Annotated in this window: 15 protein-coding genes; 1 reads left to right on the top strand and 14 read right to left on the bottom strand. The window is 35.4% G+C overall.

Annotated elements, in window-relative coordinates:
* Positions 1-34 precede the first annotated feature (34 nt).
* Positions 35-1,339, bottom strand: coding sequence for a ribosome biogenesis GTPase Der (der, locus tag NO995_RS15230; RefSeq protein WP_240575308.1), 1,305 nt, complete (start codon positions 1,337-1,339; stop codon positions 35-37).
* 163 nt (positions 1,340-1,502) lie between these two features.
* Between der and NO995_RS15225 the strand changes: the two genes are divergently transcribed.
* Entirely contained in the window at positions 1,503-2,006 is a 504-nt protein-coding gene (locus NO995_RS15225) for a GTP-binding protein (protein WP_258228245.1), read from the top strand.
* Here NO995_RS15225 and era read toward each other — a convergent pair.
* The 13 genes from era to NO995_RS15160 all read right to left on the bottom strand — a co-directional run bounded on the left by era (position 1,997) and on the right by NO995_RS15160 (position 21,126).
* Positions 1,997-2,881, bottom strand: coding sequence for a GTPase Era (gene era, locus NO995_RS15220; protein ID WP_240575306.1), 885 nt, complete (start codon positions 2,879-2,881; stop codon positions 1,997-1,999). The two genes, NO995_RS15225 and era, sit on opposite strands and share 10 nt — an antisense overlap.
* Before the next feature lie 132 nt (positions 2,882-3,013).
* A complete protein-coding gene (locus NO995_RS15215; RefSeq protein WP_240575305.1) occupies positions 3,014-3,742 on the bottom strand; it encodes an FKBP-type peptidyl-prolyl cis-trans isomerase in 729 nt (242 codons plus the stop codon).
* 114 nt (positions 3,743-3,856) lie between these two features.
* Positions 3,857-5,083: an Nramp family divalent metal transporter gene (locus tag NO995_RS15210; RefSeq protein ID WP_258228244.1), complete on the bottom strand. Its 1,227-nt coding sequence runs from the start codon at positions 5,081-5,083 to the stop codon at positions 3,857-3,859.
* Positions 5,084-5,101: 18 nt separating this feature from the next.
* Positions 5,102-7,663 carry a M1 family aminopeptidase gene (locus NO995_RS15205; protein ID WP_258228243.1) on the bottom strand — a complete coding sequence of 854 codons (2,562 nt, stop codon included), beginning with the start codon at positions 7,661-7,663 and terminating at the stop codon, positions 5,102-5,104.
* A gap of 150 nt (positions 7,664-7,813) precedes the next feature.
* Positions 7,814-8,764 (bottom strand): thioredoxin-disulfide reductase, encoded by a 951-nt coding sequence (gene trxB / locus NO995_RS15200; protein ID WP_258228242.1) that lies wholly within the window; start codon positions 8,762-8,764, stop codon positions 7,814-7,816.
* Positions 8,765-8,791: 27 nt separating this feature from the next.
* Positions 8,792-10,297: an aminotransferase class V-fold PLP-dependent enzyme gene (locus NO995_RS15195; protein WP_258228241.1), complete on the bottom strand. Its 1,506-nt coding sequence runs from the start codon at positions 10,295-10,297 to the stop codon at positions 8,792-8,794.
* 45 nt (positions 10,298-10,342) lie between these two features.
* Entirely contained in the window at positions 10,343-11,341 is a 999-nt protein-coding gene (locus NO995_RS15190; protein WP_258228240.1) for a TlpA disulfide reductase family protein, read from the bottom strand.
* A 19-nt stretch (positions 11,342-11,360) separates the two neighbouring features.
* Positions 11,361-13,415, bottom strand: coding sequence for a thioredoxin family protein (locus NO995_RS15185; protein WP_258228239.1), 2,055 nt, complete (start codon positions 13,413-13,415; stop codon positions 11,361-11,363).
* A gap of 17 nt (positions 13,416-13,432) precedes the next feature.
* A complete protein-coding gene (locus tag NO995_RS15180) occupies positions 13,433-13,879 on the bottom strand; it encodes a protein-disulfide reductase DsbD N-terminal domain-containing protein (protein ID WP_258228238.1) in 447 nt (148 codons plus the stop codon).
* 25 nt (positions 13,880-13,904) lie between these two features.
* Complete coding sequence (locus NO995_RS15175) at positions 13,905-16,703, bottom strand: pitrilysin family protein (RefSeq protein ID WP_258228237.1); 2,799 nt, start codon at positions 16,701-16,703, stop codon at positions 13,905-13,907.
* Between the two features lie 651 nt (positions 16,704-17,354).
* Entirely contained in the window at positions 17,355-18,860 is a 1,506-nt protein-coding gene (locus NO995_RS15170) for a PKD-like family lipoprotein (protein ID WP_258228236.1), read from the bottom strand.
* A 16-nt stretch (positions 18,861-18,876) separates the two neighbouring features.
* A complete protein-coding gene (locus tag NO995_RS15165) occupies positions 18,877-19,665 on the bottom strand; it encodes a DUF4843 domain-containing protein (RefSeq protein ID WP_258228235.1) in 789 nt (262 codons plus the stop codon).
* Between the two features lie 18 nt (positions 19,666-19,683).
* Positions 19,684-21,126: a RagB/SusD family nutrient uptake outer membrane protein gene (locus tag NO995_RS15160; RefSeq protein WP_258228234.1), complete on the bottom strand. Its 1,443-nt coding sequence runs from the start codon at positions 21,124-21,126 to the stop codon at positions 19,684-19,686.
* Positions 21,127-21,138: the final 12 nt, after the last annotated feature.

Here is a 21,138-nt window from a genome sequence, read left to right as displayed (position 1 = left end):
GTATTCAGCGCTTTTTTTTTATATCTATTAATCATTACTTCTTACGCATATAAACACTTACAGGAACCCCTGTAAAATCGAAGTGTTCACGAAGTTTATTTTCTAAGAAACGTTTGTACGGATCTTTAACATACTGTGGCAAGTTACAGAAAAATGCAAACTGTGGTTGCGGTGTTGGTAACTGCATCACGTATTTAATTTTAACGAATTTACCTTTGTATGCCGGTGGCGGATAATTCTCTATAAGCGGTAAAAAGATTTCGTTAAGCGTACTGGTTTTAATTTTCTTCGTACGGTTTTGATATACTTCAACAGCTGTTTCAATAGCTTTATAAATACGTTGTTTGGTCATTGCTGAAATGAAAACAATGGGCACATCGGTAAATGGAGCTATTTGTTTTCTAATCGCTTTCTCGTATTCTTTGGTCGATTTGTGATCTTTCTCTACTAAATCCCACTTATTCACTAAAATAACGATCCCTTTACGGTTACGCTCGGCTAACCAGAAAATATTTTGTACTTGCCCGTCAAAACCACGATTAGCATCTAAAACCAATAAACACACATCGGCATGTTCGATAGCACGTACACTACGCATTACCGAATAAAATTCTAAATCTTCTTTTACTTTCGATTTACGACGGATTCCAGCGGTATCGACCAAGTTAAATTCAAATCCGAAACGGTTATATTTTGTATCAATCGCATCACGAGTTGTTCCTGCAATATCAGTTACGATATAACGATCTTCACCAATTAAAGCATTAATGAATGATGATTTCCCTGCATTTGGACGACCAACCACAGCAAAACGTGGTAACTCACTCTCTTCTACTTCTTCCTTTTCTGGTAAAGCAGCCACAACAGCATCCAACAAATCTCCTGTTCCGCTACCGTTAATACCTGCAACGGTATAATATTCACCTAAACCTAAAGCATAAAACTCTACAGCATCTTCAGCACGTTTGGCATTATCTACTTTGTTAACCACTAAAAACACAGGCTTATCAACACGTCTTAATAAGTTAGCTACATCTTCGTCCATTCCAGTTACCCCAGACTCAACATCAACCATAAAGATAATCGCATCAGCTTCATCAATAGCCAATTCTACCTGCTTATCAATTTCAGCTTCAAAAATATCGTCGCTACCAACAACATATCCACCAGTATCAATAAGAGAAAACTCCTTTCCATTCCAGTCGGTTTTTCCGTAATGTCTATCTCTTGTCACACCACTTACGGCATCAACAATAGCTTCTCTACGTTGAATTAAGCGATTAAAAAACGTTGATTTACCAACATTTGGACGACCTACTATAGCTACAATATTGCTCATATTCTCTTATGATAAAGCAGTTTCACAACTGACTTGATTACTATTTAAATTTTTTGCAAAAATAGGAAATATACATTAGCTAATCTTCTTTTTTAGAAAAGATTAAAAATGTTTTCATTTTAAGTAAATATCGCTAATTTATGCGAATAAAAACCGACAAACTATGTCTACTACCAACGACATTATTTTACGTCCCAGATTTAAATTTGAAAAACCTGAAAAGCATCAAGTGCTTTTACAATTATTTAAAGACGCTAAAACCAACCAATCTGATTTTATAATTGTGGTTGTAGACGGTCATGTGTTTATAAAATACCCTAAACACAAACAGCATTTCTGGTCACCTCAACTTCATCTGGAGATTAACGAAATAACCAACGATACTTCTGAAGTAAAAGGATTGTTCGGACCTAACCCAACGGTATGGACCTTTTTTATGTTTGTTCACTTCTTTTTAGCAGGTACTTTTATAGCTTTAGGCATCTGGGCTTATAGTAATTGGGTGATAAAAACAAGTGTTTTTCCCCAATTAAGTGGTATGGCTATTATAATTGTAGCCTGGATTGGGCTTTATATTGCCGGAACCTTTGGAAAAATATCGAGTAAAGACGATATGCTTGCCCTTAAAGATTTTATGAACAAAACATTAAATCAAAATTACTTTTGATTGTACCCGAAACGTCTTAACTGATTTTGATTACTACGCCAGTTTTTATTCACTTTCACATAGGTTTCCAAGTGAATTTGTTTCCCGAAGAAAGCTTCCAAATCCTTTCTGGCTTCAACACCAACACGTTTTAAAGCGCTTCCTTTATGCCCGATAATGATTCCTTTTTGTGTATCGCGCTCCACCATGATTACGGCACGCACACGAATAATATCATCCTCTTCTAAAAACTCTTCAGTTTCGATTTCTACAGCATAAGGAATTTCCTTTTTGTAATGCAAAAGAATTTTTTCGCGAATGGTTTCGTTAATAAAGAAACGTTCTGGCTTGTCTGTTAACTGATCTTTTGGATAGAAAGCCGGTGATTCCGGTAACAATTCAATAATTCGGTTGAATACTTCCTGAACATTGAATCCTTCTAATGCTGAAATAGGGAAAATTTCTGCATTAGGCACTTTCTCTGCCCAAAGCTGTACTTGTTCTTCCAATTGTTCCTGATTAGAGGTATCAATTTTATTTAAGAGCAATAATACAGGCGTTTTTGAGTTGGTAATTTTGTTGAAAAACGCTTCATCTTTTAATTCCTTCTCCCCGATTTCAACCATATAAAGTAGTACATCGGCATCTTCGAAAGCAGATTTTACGAAATCCATCATAGATTCCTGTAACTCATAAGCTGGCTTAATAATACCCGGTGTATCTGATAATACCACCTGAAAATCATCACCATTTACAATACCTAAAATTCTATGGCGCGTGGTTTGCGCTTTCGATGTGATGATTGATAATTTTTCACCTACAAAGGCATTCATTAATGTAGACTTCCCCACATTTGGATTTCCTATAATATTTACAAAACCGGCTTTATGACTCATAACTACTCTTCATTTTCTTGCTGCAAATTTACAACCTTGATTTGTTAATTGTACTATAATGCACGGTTATAAACGAAAAAAGCAGAAAAATAAATTTTCTGCTTTTTAATATATCGGTTAAAAACCTTTTAATTACTTAACAACCTCTAATAATTCTACTTCAAAAACTAATGTAGAGAAAGGTTTGATTTTTGGTCCTTGTTGTCTGAAACCGTAAGCTAAATCCTGTGGAATGTAGAATTTATATTTAGAACCTACAGACATTAACTGTAAACCTTCTGTCCATCCTGGAATTACCTGTCCCACTCCAAACTGAGTTGGCTCTCCACGATCTACAGAGCTATCGAAAACAGTTCCGTCGATTAATGTACCGTGGTAGTGAACTTTTACTCTCGACGTTGCTGTTGGTTTCTCTCCTGTTCCTTCTTTAATAACTTCGTATTGTAAACCACTATCGGTAACTTTTACGCCATCTTTAGCTTTATTCTCTTCTAAGAATTTTTCACCTTCTGCCTTGTTTTCAGCGAATTTCTCCTCAGCCTGCTTTTTCATATCCTCCTCTTGCTTCTTTCTGGCTTCAGCTTGTTTCTTTTGGAAATATTTACTTAAAACCATTTGCACTTGCTCTTCTGCAATTAATACATCAGAAGAATCAGATGCATTCATAAACCCTTGCATAAAGATTTCTCTATCAACTTCTGAAGCATTCGCATTAATGTTACGGGCTACATCCATTCCTATCGCATAACTTACAGAATCTATTTCTGTTTTCAACGCTTTATTAGGAACTCCTCCATTTTGATTACAAGACACCATTGCTAATCCAGCTGCCGCAACACCTAAACATTTAATTAATTTCATTATATTATTTTTTTATTAGTTTAAAAATTCGAAGGCTAAAGTAACAAATTTAATATCAGATAGCAGATAGATTTTTGCTATTTTTTAACGAAACAAACGTAAAAATTACCCTTTTTAAAAGACCTCAAACACTTTTAAAATACTTTTAAGCCCTAAAAAAATGGTAATCGCCAGAATGACGATTCCTAAAACATTTTGCTTTAAACTATTCTTATAAATTCCTAACACCGAAGTTCGGTTCATTACCCAAATCAAAAAGCCAGCAACCACAGGCAACAATATCCCATTTGCTACCTGAGCAAATTTGATGATTTCGATAGATTTAATTCCTAATGAAGAAGAAGCAATTCCAAAAATTAAAATAAACACCCAGATGCTTCTGAAACGTATTGATTTTAAATTACTGGTCCACCCCAAACACCCGCAAGCCACATAGGCTGCTGCCAAAGGCGCTGTAATGGCACTGGTAATTCCAGCAGCAAACAATCCAATAGCCAAAAAGTATTTTGAATAAGCTCCAAATAAAGGCTCTAAACCTTTAGCCAAATCGGCTGCACTATTAATATCTTCAGTTTGTATAGCGGCTGAAGACACGATGACGCTCATAGACACCAATCCACCAAGGATTACCGCTACTATGGTATCTTTTCTAGCATATTTTAAATCGCTTTTATCATGCCATTTTTCTTTAACCAACGAGGCATGTAAAAACAAATTATAAGGTACAACGGTAGTCCCAATTAAACCAATAATGGTAAAAATGCTATCCTGTGGATACGTTGGCACAAAAGCACCCTTTACAATATTAATAAAATTAGGTTTAGTTAAAATTGCTGTAATGAAGAACGCCAGACTCATTAAAATAACCAAAGCTACTAACACGCGTTCTATAACTTTATAATTTCCGATGTATAATAATATAAAAGCTAAAAGGCCGATAATTACACTAAACATGTTGAACGAAAACCAATCTGTTTGAATGTTTTGATCACCAAAAATAGCTTCAAGACCTAAAACGCCTCCACTAATATTTCCCGCTTCATAGGCTGTATTACCAACCACAATAGCTGATAATATTAAAAAGACCGCTAAACCTTTTAATACAGGTGATTTTATTTCCGCCCGAATGGTCTGCGCTAACCCCTTCTGAGTAATAATTCCCAATCTTGAGGACATCTCCTGAAGTACTATGGTGGCTATAACCGATAGTGCCATCGCCCAAAGTAAGGCATACCCAAATTTTACACCTGCCAAAGTACACATCGTTACCGTACCCGGACCAATAAAAGCCGCTGCAACCAATGGTCCTGGACCTATATTTTTAAACCAGTTTTTAATCATGAAAGCTATTTAAAAGGATTACTGCTTCCATAAGTTATTAACACGATATAACGGGTCGGTAGCCTGTAATAATTTATTTTTTAGCACAGGACTAAAATTAGGATTGTCCGCTAAAAACTGTTGCAAAACCTGATAAGCTTCAGGCGAAGTGTATTCTCCTATAGAAGCCACTAGCCAGGCTTTAGGAAAGAAGATATCTCCTGTCAACTGTATTTCTTCCAGTAAATCTAAACACAACCTTAAATGCTTTTGCCCCGATGCCTGACGTAACGGATGGTGAATACAATCTAAAGCATCCAACACCCAGGATTCCTTTTCACGATTTTCAGGTTTAGCCAGCGATTTCATAAAGGCATCTCTTACTTTCACATCGTTAGATAATGCAGGAAGAATAAATTCGAAATTCTTTTTTCTATCGGCATTAGTAATTTGCTCGTGCGCTATTTTTAAAATCTCATCGGCTTTCTCATGTTTATAAATGGCTAATGCCGAAGCAATACCTGTATAATCGTTTTCATTTAAATACACATTGTCTAACACGATAGATTTATTCCAAACGTTATATAAAAAGTCTTTTCCAGACTCAGAATATGCGACACTTTTATACAAATTGAAAACCGTTTTCTTAATACTCGGATCTAAATGTTCCTTTAAACGTTCCTGCAAAAATTCTTCCAAAGGAGGAAGCATTGCATGACGTTCTTCTTCTGTAAAGTATTTCCAGAAAATACTTTTTATCTCTCCGGAAACTAAGTTGATGATTAAATCTTCATTTTCAACTTTAAATCCATTAAGTAACTGATTGAATGCGTCTATAGCTGAAATTTTTCCGCTTAACATATTTTCATATAAATTGATGTAAGCAAAACCTCGAGCTACATCATCTTTTATATCATAAATATGATGATTTTTAATATCGACAGGAAAAACACCATACCCTAAACCATTGTAATTATAAACAATAGCTTCCGGCTTTGGCATACCTTCCAGCGTGTTTAAAGAAATTTGTTTAGCATTTAAATTTACTTCTTCTAAATGCACTGAATCTTTATACACTAACCCAATATTGAACGCCTGAGTCCAGATGTTATCTGTTCCGTCTTCGGCATGTTGAGAAACTTCAAAACGTTCAATTTTACCATCGGCATTATAAATAACCTGATCTGAGATTACCGGACGTCCCGATTTTGTTACCCAAACTTCGCTCCATTGCTTTAAATCTATTGGGGTTTCGTTGTCTAGTAACTCTACCAAATCGTTCCAGGTCGCATTGTCGTTAGCATATGTTTTTATGTAATTACGCATACCTCGACGGAAAGGTTCTTCTCCCATAATCACTTCCAACTGACGCATCATAATAGGCGCCTTATGATAAATGATATTTCCGTAAAGCGTTCCTGCATTTTTTAAATTCCCCAGATTCTGACGAATAGGTGTTGCCCCCTGCGTTCGGTCTTCGCTATATGCCGACGGATAATGTGATGTTAAAAATTTTAAATCGTGATTAATATTCGGAAACGAGCCATTAACCGTTTTATCGGCCATAAAATTGGCAAACACTTCTTTTAACCAAACATCGTCGAACCATTTCATGGTAACTAAATCGCCAAACCACATGTGTGCAGTTTCGTGAGCTATTAGTCGTGCACGATTTAATAAGCGTTCCTGAGTTGTTGTTCCATCTAAAAATAAAGATGATTCTTTATATTGGATAGCCCCAACATGCTCCATGCCACCATACTGAAATCCTGGAATGGTTGCATAATCCATTTTTTGAAATGGAAACGGATATTGCGTATACTCCTCTAAAAAATTTACAGCCTTTTGATGATGTTCAAAAATAGCATCGATACTGGCTTCAATTTTTGCTGAATCGTTTTCACGATACAACAAGGTCATTTCCATATTTTCAGGTTTTTGAGATGTTTCATTAAACACACCTGCTACAAATGAAAATAAATAAGTACTCATTTTATCGGTTAATCCGTAAACGTGTTTCGTATAATCATTTACTGTTTCTTCAGACACTAACGGTCCGCCACATAACACCTTCCAGTTTGAAGGCGCCGTAATTTCTAACTTGTAATTTGCCTTTAAATCCGGTTGATCAAAACACGGGAACAAGGTACTTGCACGGTCCGGCACTAAAAGCGTGTATAAATAATCGTCATTTCTGTTAAGCGACACTTCACCGGCATCGAAGGAAACAATTACTTCATTGTTTCCTTTAGCTAAATACTTCTGCGGAATTATTAAGTGTTCTCTTTCATGTAAAACCTCAATCGTTTTTCCATTCACTGAAACCGATTTTAAATGCGATTTATCCTCATTAAAATCTAAATACAAAGGATACTCCAAATCGTTAACCTGAAGCGTTAAATGAAGTTGAGAAGCAATCGCCTTTTCTCTTTCTAACGGAATGCTGAAAGACAGATTGTAAACTACATCTGAAACCTGCTTTTTTCTGTAGGTTGCAAGTTCTGATGAAATACCTTCGACTAATAAATAATTTTCTTCCTTTGGTTTTTTATTACATGATACTACGCAGGTAAGCAAAAAAACAAAAAACAAATTCCTCATGAATATAATTTAGTATGATATATTAAAAAACAACCCCGTGGTTTTATCACGAGGTTGTTACTTATTTTTTTTTTGACCTCAATATCAAAAATCGGTTTTTACAACTACAATTTTGACTATCGAGTAAAAATAAACTTTTTTTTATTTTGATTAAGCCTCTTTAGCTGCTAAATAACGTTCTGCATCTAAAGCTGCCATACAACCGGTTCCGGCTGCTGTAATCGCCTGACGGTATACGTGATCTGCAGCGTCTCCACTTACAAATACTCCCGGCACATTAGTTTTAGCTGTTCCCGGTGTATTAATAATATAACCCGTTTCATCTAAGCTGATATAATCTTTAAAGATATCGGTGTTTGGTTTATGTCCGATTGCCACGAAGAATCCTGTTGCTGGAATTTCATGTTTTTCGTTGGTTTTATTGTTATAAACTCGAACCGCTGTTACTACTTGTCCGTCACCAATAACTTCATCGGTTTCTGTATTGAATAAAATGTCAATATTTGGAGTGTTAGCTACACGTTCTGCCATGATTTTAGAGGCTCTAAACTCATCACGTCTTACTAACATGGTTACTTTTTTACATAATTTTGATAAGTAGTGTGCTTCTTCACAGGCTGAATCTCCTGCGCCAACAATCACCACTTCCTGATTTCTGTAGAAGAACCCGTCACATACTGCACATGCCGATACACCGCCACCTAACTTCAAGTATTTTTGTTCAGATTCTAAGCCTAAATATTTTGCTGAAGCTCCGGTTGAAATGATTACCGTATCACAGTGAATTTCCTTCTCGTCGTTTACCCAAACTTTGTGAACATCACCTGAAAAATCAACCTTAGTAATCCATCCGTCTCGGATATCAGCTTCAAAACGTTGTGCTTGCGCCTGTAACTCCATCATCATTTCTGGTCCTGTAATACCTTGTGGATATCCTGGGAAGTTCTCCACTTCGTTAGTGGTTGTTAACTGGCCTCCTGGCTGTGTTCCCTGGTATAATACCGGACTCATATTAGCACGTGCTGCATAAATCGCTGCGGTGTAACCTGCAGGTCCCGACCCGATAATTAAGCACTTTACTCTTTCTATTGTATCTGACATAATCTTTTTTCTAATTTGATAATTTAATTAAAACCAACCTTGTGTGATCTCTGCTTCAACGTGTTTGTTTCCGTTGTGAACGAATTCATTTTTAGCAGCGTTATAGGTATAATCATTTTCCCAAGTCGCAAAATTTTTGGCTACCTGCTCAATCGCATCACAAACAAATTCAACTTCGGCATTGGTCATGGTTGGGTGAACCGACATACGAACCCATCCCGGGCGCTCAATCATACAACCTTCTAAAATTTTCAACTCAATAGATTTAGAAGTCGGTTGGTCTACATTTAATAAATAGTGACCATAAGTCCCAGCACAAGAACACCCCCCTCTGGTTTGTACACCAAAACGATCATTCAATAATTTAACAACTAAGTTATAGTGTGCATGCTCGATATAGAATGAAATAACCCCTAAACGATCTGTGTGGTTCGGTGCTAAAATGGTTAAGTTTTTAATCGCTGATAATCTTTTGAAGATGATATCATTTAATTCATGCTCACGATCTAAGATATTTTGCACTCCCATTTTTTCTTTCAACTGAATAGATAAAGCTATCCTAATGGCTTGTAAGAAACCAGGAGTACCACCGTCTTCACGTGTTTCAATATCGTCTACATAATCGTGGTCTCCCCAAGGGTTTGTATAACTAACAGTTCCTCCTCCAGGGTTATCAGGCACTAAATTTTTGTATAATTTTTTATTAAAAATTAACACCCCTGAAGTACCAGGACCTCCCAAAAATTTGTGAGGAGAGAATGTTATAGCATCTAAATACTCTTCTTCATCTTCCGGGTGCATATTAATCTCTACATAAGGTGCAGAACAGGCGAAATCCACAAAACATAACCCGTTATTCTGATGCATGATTTTTGCTACCTTGTGATAAGGCGTTCTAATACCTGTTACGTTAGAACATCCTGTAATTGCAGCAATTTTAATTGGTGTTTCGCTATATTCCTGAACCAATTTTTCTAAAGCGTCTAAGCAAGGTAAACCGTTTTCATCAGCAGGAATAACAACCACTTTTGCGATAGTCTCCAGCCAAGATGTTTGGTTTGAGTGATGCTCCATGTGCGACACGAAAATGATTGGTCGCTTTTCATCAGGAATAGTTGTATGATCTTTTAAATTCTCGTTTACCTTAATTCCTAAGATACGTTGAAATTTGTTGATGGCTCCAGTCATACCAGAACCTTCAGTAATTAACACATCATCTTTCGATGCATTAACGTGTTTTTTAATAATCTCTCTGGCATCGTGATAAGCGTGTGTCATCACACTACCGGTGATAGAGGTTTCTGTATGTGTATTAGCAACATAAGGACCTATTTCATTTAATAACTTTTCTTCAATAGGTCTGTATAAACGCCCGCTGGCAGTCCAGTCGGCGTAAATGATTTTTTTCTTACCGTAAGGAGAAACAAAGTACTGATCTACCCCAACAACATTATTTCGAAATTGCTCGAAATATTTCTCTAATTCTGTTTCGGTTTTAGGTTGTGATTTAAAAAATCTTTTTAGTGCATTCATGCGTGAAAATTTAATAAGAGAAGCCTCCATAAAGAAGGCTTTCAATTATATATCTAAAGTTTTAAATAAGTCAATTAATTTACTGCTCGATGGTCTAGGTGCGTTAGCATCAACCACAATTCCAGCAGGATCGATAAGAATAAAACGAGGAATACCTGATACCATATAAGCTCTGGCAAAATCGTTATCCTCTTTGGCGAAAAGCTGAATTCCAGACAATTCTTTGTCTTTTACCATGCGTCTCCATGTTTCATAAGCGCTATTTCTATCTAACGAAATACTCACGAAAGCAATATTCTTATTATGATACTCCTTCTCAACAGCTTTTAAATACGGGATCTCCTGTTTACATGGTCCGCACCACGTAGCCCAAAGGTCGATATATACATACTTGCCTTTTAAATCATCAAGAGACATGTTGCCGCCTACATAATTCTCGTAGTCCACAAATTTTGGAGACTCCTGTCCTTTTAATGAAGAAACAGCCATCTTTTCATTATACATACGGCTAAGATCCTGCTTAATTCGCTCTATTTCTGTCCCCTGACCATTAACAAACGTTGAATCTAAGTGCGCAACAGAATTCAAAAGATCTTTAAACGCTTTATCGTTAGCCTCTAGCTTCGCATTAAAAGCAGCTTCATCTAGAGTGAACAGTTCATTAAAATCAATTAACTGTTCTTTTAAAAGTCCTTTTTTCGCTAAGAAATTATTCGCTTCTGATCCTTCTCCTTCGTAAGTGATTGATTCATCAAAAGATTTGGTATCTGCTTTAATGTTAAGATCGTAACCATTTTGTAAATATACAATGGCACGCTCCTTTCCATCGTAAAGCAAATAGTTTCCATCTTCAACTTTTAAGGTATCTGAAAACGTACCGTCAGGATTTACTTTAATGGTTTTAATAATGCTTCGTTGTGCAACGCATAACGAATCTGAATTCGGATTCGTTATGGTGCCTGAAAGCGTTACATAATCTTTTGGTTCCTTTTTACAAGCTACAAATGCCAGTGCGAAAGTTAAGGTATAGATTACTTTTTTCATGTTTGGTGTTTTAGATTACCTATTTACCAAATTTTGAAATCCCTTCGTTTAACCAAGATTTGTACTCGGCAACATCAGGTGTATATCCAACAGGATCGATTAAGCTGTTTTCCTCATGATCCATAATCACATAAAATGGTTGAGAATTTGCTTTATATCTGCTTGCCTGTAAGTCGCTCCATTTATCACCGAAGTCTTTCATAAACTTCCCTGGACGAGATACGTACTCGACTTTCATATCTTCAGGAAGTTCCTTTTTATCGTCTACATAAAGTGAAATTAAAACGACATCATTCTTTAAAATCTCTAAGATTTCTGGTTTTACCCAAACATTATTTTCCATTTTTCTACAGTTTACACAAGTGTAACCTGTAAAATCGATCATGACTGGTTTCCCTACTTTTTTAGCATAAGCTAAACCTGTTTCATAATCGTGGAATGCCATAATATTATGTGGTGCCATTAAATGCGCTCCTTCTGGTAACGCTTCATGACTATCGGCAGCTGCAACACCTCCACCTGCATTCTTATAACCTACACCGTAAGGTGATTCACTATAATTTGGCGGTGGTGGAAATGCACTAATTAGGTTTAATGGTGCTCCCCAAAGACCGGGAATCATATAAATGGTAAAGGTTAACGTGATAAGACCTAAACCTAAACGCCCTACCGAAATATGTGATAATGGTGAATCGTGTGGTAATTGAATTTTTCCGAATAAGTAGAATGCCAAAGCTCCGAAAACCGCAATCCAGATGGCAATGAATACTTCACGCTCTAAAATATGCCATTGCATAATATAATCGGCATTCGACAAGAATTTAAATGCTAAAGCCAATTCTAAGAATCCTAAAACTACTTTTACTGTATTTAACCATCCTCCAGATTTTGGTAATGAGTTTAACCATCCTGGGAAGGCTGCAAATAAAGCAAATGGTAAAGCAATAGCTAAAGAGAACCCTAACATTCCAACGATAGGTGCGATACCTCCTTTTGAAGCGGCTTCAACTAATAAGGTTCCAACAATAGGACCTGTACATGAAAATGACACAATGGCTAAAGCTAAAGCCATAAAGAAAATTCCAACTAGACCACCACGGTCTGCCTGAGAATCTACTTTGTTAGCCCAAGAGTTTGGTAACATGATTTCGAATGCTCCTAAGAATGATACAGCAAATACCACTAAAAGCACAAAGAATATAATATTAAACCAAGGGTTAGCTGCTAACGCATTCAATGCATCGGCACCAAAAATACCGGTTACAGCTGTACCTAATAACACGTAAATTACAATAATACAAATACCATAAATAATCGCATTTTTAATTCCTACCGCTTTGTTTTTACTTTGTTTCGTAAAGAAACTTACCGTCATTGGAATCATTGGGAATACACATGGTGTTAATAATGCTGCAAACCCAGATAAAAAAGCAAGAATAAAAATAGTAAACAAGCCTCTTTTAGAGTCTGATTTATCTGAACCTTCTACCGATTCTTTAACAACTGTATCATGAGTGCTGGCAGCAGCTACTTCATGAGAAGCTTCAGGAGTTTCCGTTACATGAGTTTCTTCTGACGCTGTAACATTTGCAGCTGTTTCATTTCCTGATGCAGCAACTGAAACTTTAGGTAAATTAAATGTTAATTCAACTTCAGAAGGAGGTAAACATCTGCTATCGTCACATACCATAAACTCCACAAAACCGTTTACTGTAGCTGCGCCTTCTTTTACCTGAATACGTTGTTTGAATGTAGCTTTATTTTCGAAATACTTAATTTCCATTTCGAAAACAGGATCCTGAATCGTGTGTCCTTCTTCCTCGGTTGTATTACCTACAATAGTGAAATTACCTTCGCTATCGTCGTAGATAAATGATGTTGCAATTGGTCCGTCGGCCGGAACATTTTGCGAATATAAATGCCAACCTTTTTCGATGGTTGCTTTAGATACTAAATCGAATTCTGTATCTGAAACTTTTTCTACTGATGTTGACCATTTTACTGGCTCTAATATTTGCGCAAACGCAGCTGTAGATAATACTAAAGCTGCGCATGCTAAAAGAAACTTCTTCATTTTAAATTTTCAAAAAATTATTTTACGTTGAATACTAAGTCTACTTCTGTAGGAGGTAAACATCTGCTATCATCACAAACCATGAATTCAACAGTACCTTTTACTTCAAACGGGGCTTTTCCTTTTAATTTAATACGTTGTTTAAAATCTGCTTTCTTCTCGAAATATGTGATCTCCATTTCGAAGATTGGGTCTTGAATGGTGTGCCCTTCTCCTTCAATAGTATTCCCTTTTTTAAGGTAATTTGCATTTCCTTCGTAAGCAAAACTAGTTGGAATTGGTCCGTCTTGCGGAACATTTTGAGAATATAAGTGCCATCCTGCATCGATTGTAGCTGTCGCCACTAATTCGTATTCTGTAGCTGATATTTTATTTACTGAAGTGCTCCATTTTACCGGCTCTAATATCTGTGCTTGCCCTACAAATGCTGCCAATAAAGCAAAAAATAAAAATACTTTTTTCATGTGTATTAATTGTTAAGAATTAGTTTTATTGTTTTGGTTTAAATATGATTTCGTATGACTTACCACCTTTAAGAATTTGCTTAGCCATTTTTTGAATGTCTTTTGCAGTTATGTTTTTAACGATGTCTACAAAATTCTTAGGATCGTTAATATTTTCATTATATCTGAAATATCTTGTAAGCATAGCCATGTCGTAACCATTGTTATCTTTTGCCTGCTCGTTTTCTTTCAGGTAGTTTGTTCTTGTTTTGTTTAAGTCTTCTTCATTAATTGTGCCATTTGCAATTTTTTGCAATTCGTTTTTCACAATATCAACCAAACGGTCTGCCATATCCGGGTTACAATCGAAGCTAAAGCTTACGTAAGCAGCAGATTGAGGCTCTCTTGAAAAACTTGCTCCTGCTCTTGGGCTATAGGCTCCCCCTTCAGATTCTCTTACGGTTTCTGTAACACGTAATTGTAACATATCTCCTAAAACACTTGTATAAACAGCATTTTTCTTAACATAAGGCATTTCCTTTTTGTAAACCACATTTACACTTGCTTTAGGATCTTCCATAGCAATGTAAATATCTTTATCGATAGTATTAGCAACCCACTCTACTGAATTATCTTTATAACTCTCTTTTGTATTGTGTGTTGGTAAGCTGGCAATATATTTTTCTATAAGCGGTTTTAATTGCTCTTCTTTTACATCACCTACTATAAAGAACTCGAAATCTGAAGCATCAGCAAATCTATCGGCGTAAATAGCTTTAATTCTATCGAACGATACTTCGTCTATATATTTCTGGTCAAAAATACGCTTTTTTGGGTTATTTTTTCCGTAAAGGGCATAAGTAAGACTGTCTTTCATTTTCTCACCTATATCTTTACCTCTTCTTAATAAGTAGTTATCAAGATTACTTTCTAAAACTTTGTAAGCATTCTCATCGAAACGAGGTTTTACGAAGTACACGTGCACTAACTGCAACATGGTTTCTACATCTTTGGTATTTGAACTACCTGAAACAGATTCAGAAATATCACCAAGTCCAACTTTAACATTAGCCGTTTTTCCTGCAAGTACCTTTTTTAAATCGGTTGCATTGAAATCACCTAATCCAGACATACTTACCATACCTGTTACAAAGTTAGCTGAAACTAAATCGGCATCACTTAATAAAGACTCTCCACCGTAGCTAACAGCGTTCAACGATACGATATCCTTTTGTTTATCGACAAACTTGTAGTGAACCTTTACGCCATTGCTTAAAACAAAGGTGGTTGCTCCAACTTTATCTTCATGAGATATTTTACTAATTGATCCAGGAACAATATTTAAATCTGAAACCAAAGTTTTTCCTTCTAAAGCCTCTGTATATGCTTCAATAGTATTATCGTTTTCTACAGATGCAATAATTTGTCTTACTTCGGTTTCTGTAATATTATCTTGACCTTCAACACCCGTAACATTTACAAAACGGTTATGCTTTGCATAAAGTCTTTTAATCGTGTTATGCACATCTTCTGCCGTAATTTTAGCAAATAACTGTTTTGCTATTTCGTATTCTTTCTCAACATCAGACATGGTTGAGTTAGACAAATAATTGCTTTGAATAGCACTTTCTATACTTTTATGACCTTTATCGTCTTTCTTAGCAATTTGGTTCTGGTAAGAGTTATCGAAAATGGTAATAGCACGGTCTATTTCAGATTGCGCATAACCAAACTTCACAGCTCTAACAACTTCAGTCAACACTTCTTTTAAAGCTTCCTTTTGCTGATTTGGCTTAGGGTAAATACTCATACTAAAAACCTTAGACGTTCTAGACAGTCCACTATAACCTACTCTACCAGATAAAAATGTAGCTTCCGGCTTTTGTGACACTTCTCTAATTCTTGAAGAAAGCGCACTAATGGCCATACTTTCTAATAAAGATTGTTTTAAATCGGCAACGGTTTCATCTGCCAAAGACTTTTTATGACGAATACCGAATGAAATAGACGCTGAAGACACCTCTGGATCCATACCAAAGCTAAACATCATATCTTCATTGTCTGGAATATCTACCGTATAACGCTCTTTAGGATTTTCTACTGCAGGAATCTTTGAGAATCTGTCGATAATTTTTTGTTCAATTTCAGCAACATCTATATCTCCAATAACAGCGATCGCCTGTAAATCTGTTCTATACCAATCATGATAAAAATCGCGTAAGGCTTTGTATTCAAAACCTTCTACAACCGACATTAAGCCAATCGGCATTCTATCTGCGTATTTGGCATGGTTGTAAGTAATAGGCATTGAAACCTCATATAAACGCATTTGCCCATTTTGACGCGTACGCCATTCTTCTTTAATTACACCACGCTCATTATCAATTTCCTCATCGGTAAGTAATAAATAATTAGACCAATCTTGTAAAACAGTTAAAGAAGTATCTACTAAACCATCTTTAGTTGGAATATTGCTTAAGTTATAAACCGTTTCGTCAAACGATGTGTAAGCGTTAATGTCTTTTCCAAAAACAGCACCGTGTTTTTGTAATGTATTTAAAATACCTTTTCCTGGAAAGTGTTCGGTTCCGTTAAACGCCATATGCTCTAAGAAGTGAGCCAAACCGCGTTGGTTTTCGTTTTCTAAAATGGAACCTACATTTTGAATGATATAGTAGCTCGCTGCGTCTTTAACAACATCGGTACTTTTTATATAATAAGTCATACCATTAGGTAAAACTCCTTTTTTTATACTTTGATCTACTGGTAAGGGCTGACTTAAATCTTGTGCGGTTACACAAAAAACAGATGCTACTACTAGAACATACGATAAAACTGTCTTCATTTAATTTTGTGTTTACAATTGGTTAATTATTATTTGTTTAATAAAAGTTCAACATTTATTATAGTTTTTCTCATTTTTAACCTTTTATTAAAAATAAAGAAACTTACTACGAACATTTCCCTTACAATTTTAAACCAGCCAAAACTAAAACTTTGAATATAATTTAAGATTAGTTTTAAGAAAGTTTTAATAAAAGAGGGCCGTATTAAACAGCCCTCTTTACCTTTCCTTCAATTTGTTTAAACGACTAACTCAAACAAAATTAAATATGAAAAATAAATGCCATCTTAGTTAACATCTACATTAATAAAGACGCAGAAATTCATAAGGGTGTTGTTAATCTTTTGTTAATTTTAAAAATCTCTTCTTCAACAACTTAGCAATTTTGGATAAAACTTTCCAAAACGCTCTCATTTTCAACTTATAATTATCTTTTTAATCCTAACGACTAACACTTGTATGACGCATTTTTTTAATGTTACCCTTATTAAGAATATGTTAAATTTTATTTTTTTAAGATTATTGGTGACTTTTTTAAAGATTTTTCAGCGAGAAAGAGAATTTATTTTTAAATAGCTAATGAACTTAATAATTAAAAAAAGGGCAACTCTAAAATGAGTTACCCTTTTTTGAAAGAGTGACTAACAAAACTTATCTCTCTCGATAAGCTATACTTTTAATTTTACCAAAACCGGTATAAGTTGCTTCTAACTCTATTTGTTTATTAACCTCGGGCACATAATATAATCGCATCGCTCCGTTTGAACCATCTTGCTCAGAAGGGTCATAACTGCAAACAATTAATTTTTTATCCATACCAGCATAAACAGGATTCCACCAACTTAAAAATGGTTCAAATTTTATTAATGTTATTTCTTCACTTCCCAAATCTTCCATAAGTTTGGTTTGTTTAGTGAAAATATCATATTGATACAACTTACTACCTACAGCGTAGAATAAATACCCATAATTTGGACTAATAGCGTAAGTCGTTGCCTTGTCAAAATCGGTCGCTTCAATTTCGCTGTAATGTTTTTGCTGCCCACTCCAACTTATAAACTGAGCAACATAAGACTTACTAGTTGCCGGGTCTTTTAACAAAGCAAATATGTTACTATAATAAAAATCACCGCCAAATGTATTATTTACCATATACAATATATCCTTGCCTGTTGTATAATCGAACAACCTTGACTCCGGAGCAGGATTAGGCATAACCGAAGAAATACCGAATTGCGAATTTCTAACAAAACGTTTATTGGTATTATCGTAAAACATAGCATAACCTCCATAAGTTAACTCCATGCACGAGATAGGAGACGCCTCAAAAGGTTCATTGTCTATATAATTTACTTTTACACCATAAAATTTACCAAGCGCATTGTAATAATGATAGAGATCTCCTCCAACATTTGCATATCCCCAATTAAATAATGTCCCCATTACTTTATCGGCCCTTAAATCTGTTGGTTGAGAAGTAACAAATTCACTTGATAAATTATAAATTGACTTCCACTCAAAGGTGTCCGGTTCTAATTTTATTGTTCCATTTCCTGAAGTAGATACGTAAATACCATAAAAGTTGGGTTTATAAGGGTAGGTGTAAACAAAATCGGCTGTACCAGATAATTCTATACCAGAACCTTCCAACACATTATAAATAGGATTAAATTCTCCCCCTACTTTAGACACCATATCTAATCTTGCTCCATTATTGGTATCACTTAACAATAACCATCCTTCTGAAAAACCAGTTACTACCTTTAGTTTAAATTTTTTATGAACCTCTAATTCGGTTGTTAAGTCCTTTACTGTATAATAAAGTTCGTATTCACCAGGTGTTAATGTTACTCTTTCCAACAAATCTCTTTCGGTAGACAACTCAAAAACCTTATCTCCACCAATAACATTTAAAGTTTGGATAGCTTCCCACTTATAAGAATATTTTCCCTGTTCATTCTCATCTAAAGTAAAACTGAGTTCAGGAACAATATTAAAATAATCTAACTGAAGCACTTCATAATTGTCTGGCAATCCGTCAATACTAACCTCATTAATTTCTATATAATCATAGTTTCCTTCATCTTCCATACAAGCGGAAAACATCAAAACCATTACTAAAACAATAGCGTGTTTAAATTTTATATAATTTGACATATTCTTTAATTTTAAGTTATAAATAAGCAGCATAAGGCCCTAAAGTCATAGGCGTCCCGTCGTCTTCCAACACCGGTGTACCACGTAATTCCTGAATTGTTAAATACTGTTTAAACACCGATGCTGATGCACGAAATGTTAAATCGGTTTGCGGATTAACTTTATTCCAATCCGGAACAGGCACTTCTAACACCTCAGCCCACAGATAAAGTTTTTTCTCTGAATAATCGCCTAAATATGCTGTTGGCCAGTATTGAGGTTGCGTTAAAATATCTGAAACCGCAATTTCAAATTCAGTATAACTCACCAAACGATCTCCGTTAAGCACCTTGTTGGTTTCAAGTAAATTATTATTGAAATTTTCATTCTCTTCTAATTTCAATTTTAATGATAACTCCTGCTCTTTCATATCATCTGTTCTAAGCAGAGTTACCGGCAAATAACCATTAATACTGTCTGCCTTAATCACCACTTTGTCTGGTAATGTAAAATGTACACCTTCCTGAGCTGTAGAACTACTTAAAACAGAAACACTTACTTCTCTATCAAAATACTTAACTGAACCCTGTACTTTAATTGGAATTTCGTAGGTTAACTGCTTTACTTCCGGAAGTTCATAAGCAAAAGTTATTGAAGTGCTATCTATATAATCTGGATTAAGAACCAACGGGTTAAGACTTTCTACAGCCCATTTATAATAAATAACATCCTTCCCTTCAAAACCCATAATTTCGTCATTTCCACATGAAAGAAATGTTAGTACTACAGATAATGATACTGTAATTATTTTTATAATATTTTTCATATTCTGAAGTTTTATTAATTAGCGATAATCTGTTTCTGACAATGGCAGAGGCACGACGTATTGTGCTGCAGTCATATCAATTTCTGATGACGTCGTTCCACTTTGAATTGAAGACATATTCTTTCTTTTATAGTAAAAGAACAATTGTCCCTCGCCTATAAATTCCTTTCTGTATTCTTTAAATATTTCATTTTGCAAGTCAACACCCGGAATTAATTGCGTACCGTCACCTAAACCTCTTTCTTCTCTAACCGTGTTTAAATAATCTAAAGCCGTTTGCTCATCTTCCGCCGTTTCAGCCGCGATATAGTACATTTCACTTATGCGAATCAGGGGTTGCATAAACCTTGAGGTTTTATCTTTATCTTCTATATCTGCAAACTTGAAGAAGGTTTCATAGTCTTTTGAAGCTTCATTAGAAATAAACCATGAATACGAAAAACGATAGTCCTGATTGTAATTTTCAAAAACTTCACCTAAACGATCTCTTAAAGGTGCCAAAATATTATCATACTCAAGACTCGCATCAAAATAACGCGTTTGGCGATTGTAAAGTTCTGTATTGTCTAATGCAAAAAGAACTTCTGTTGAGAAAATACGATCAATATCGGCCCCTCCAGAAACAATTTCTTCATCAACTACCCATGGAAAAAACTCTGTAGCTTCGTCTATTACAGCGTTAGCCGCAACAAAAGCAGCCTGATTATTTTCGGCATATAAGTTAACTCGTGCCTGCAAGGCTTTAACTGCGAAATAGTTTAAACGTAAATTTCTGAATCTAAAAAAGTTAGCACTAAAGTCACTGCCAGCACTTCTCATAGAACCGTTAACTCTTACAGGATCTTCGGCCAATAATATTTCTGCTGAATCTAAATCGGCTAAAATCCTTGATATAACCTGCTCTGCAGTTAACATTTCTGCCATTTGCGCTTTAGATTCTGTGTAATACGGAATGGCATCGTCCTGAGCATTTGTACTATAAACAGGCCCGAATAATCGTAACAAATCGAAATGCAACATCGCTCTTAAAGCATAAGCTTCACCAGCTACAATACTCTTTCTTTCTGCACTCAAAACATCTGGGTATAACTCTAATCCCAGTAGTAAGTTATTAACATTTAAAATACTCGTGTATAAGTTAGTCCAAATGGCATCAAACTTACCTTGTACGCCGCCATCAGTATAACTATAACTGGCATAAGGGTATTTTGTATGTCTGGAGTCGATATTATATTGTTGCGCCATAATCTCAATGGTACTCATGGTTAAATCGCCACCATAACCGTTTTCTGAAACTATTTTGGCATACACACCATTTAAAGCAGTATAAAACCCTTCTTCGGTACTGAACAATTGTTCCTCAAGGAACTTATCTTCCGGCTGTACATCGAGGTAATCGTCACAAGACAAAAAACCTATACACAACCAAAGACATAAAATATGTTTTATATATGTTTTCATTTTCTTTTATAT

Origin of the sequence: Aestuariibaculum sp. M13, from assembly GCF_024723255.1 — a bacterium.
Taxonomy (GTDB): Bacteria; Bacteroidota; Bacteroidia; order Flavobacteriales; family Flavobacteriaceae; genus Aestuariibaculum; species Aestuariibaculum lutulentum.
The sequence above is the reverse complement of the archived record's forward strand: the minus strand, read 5'-3'. Positions and strand labels throughout refer to the sequence as shown.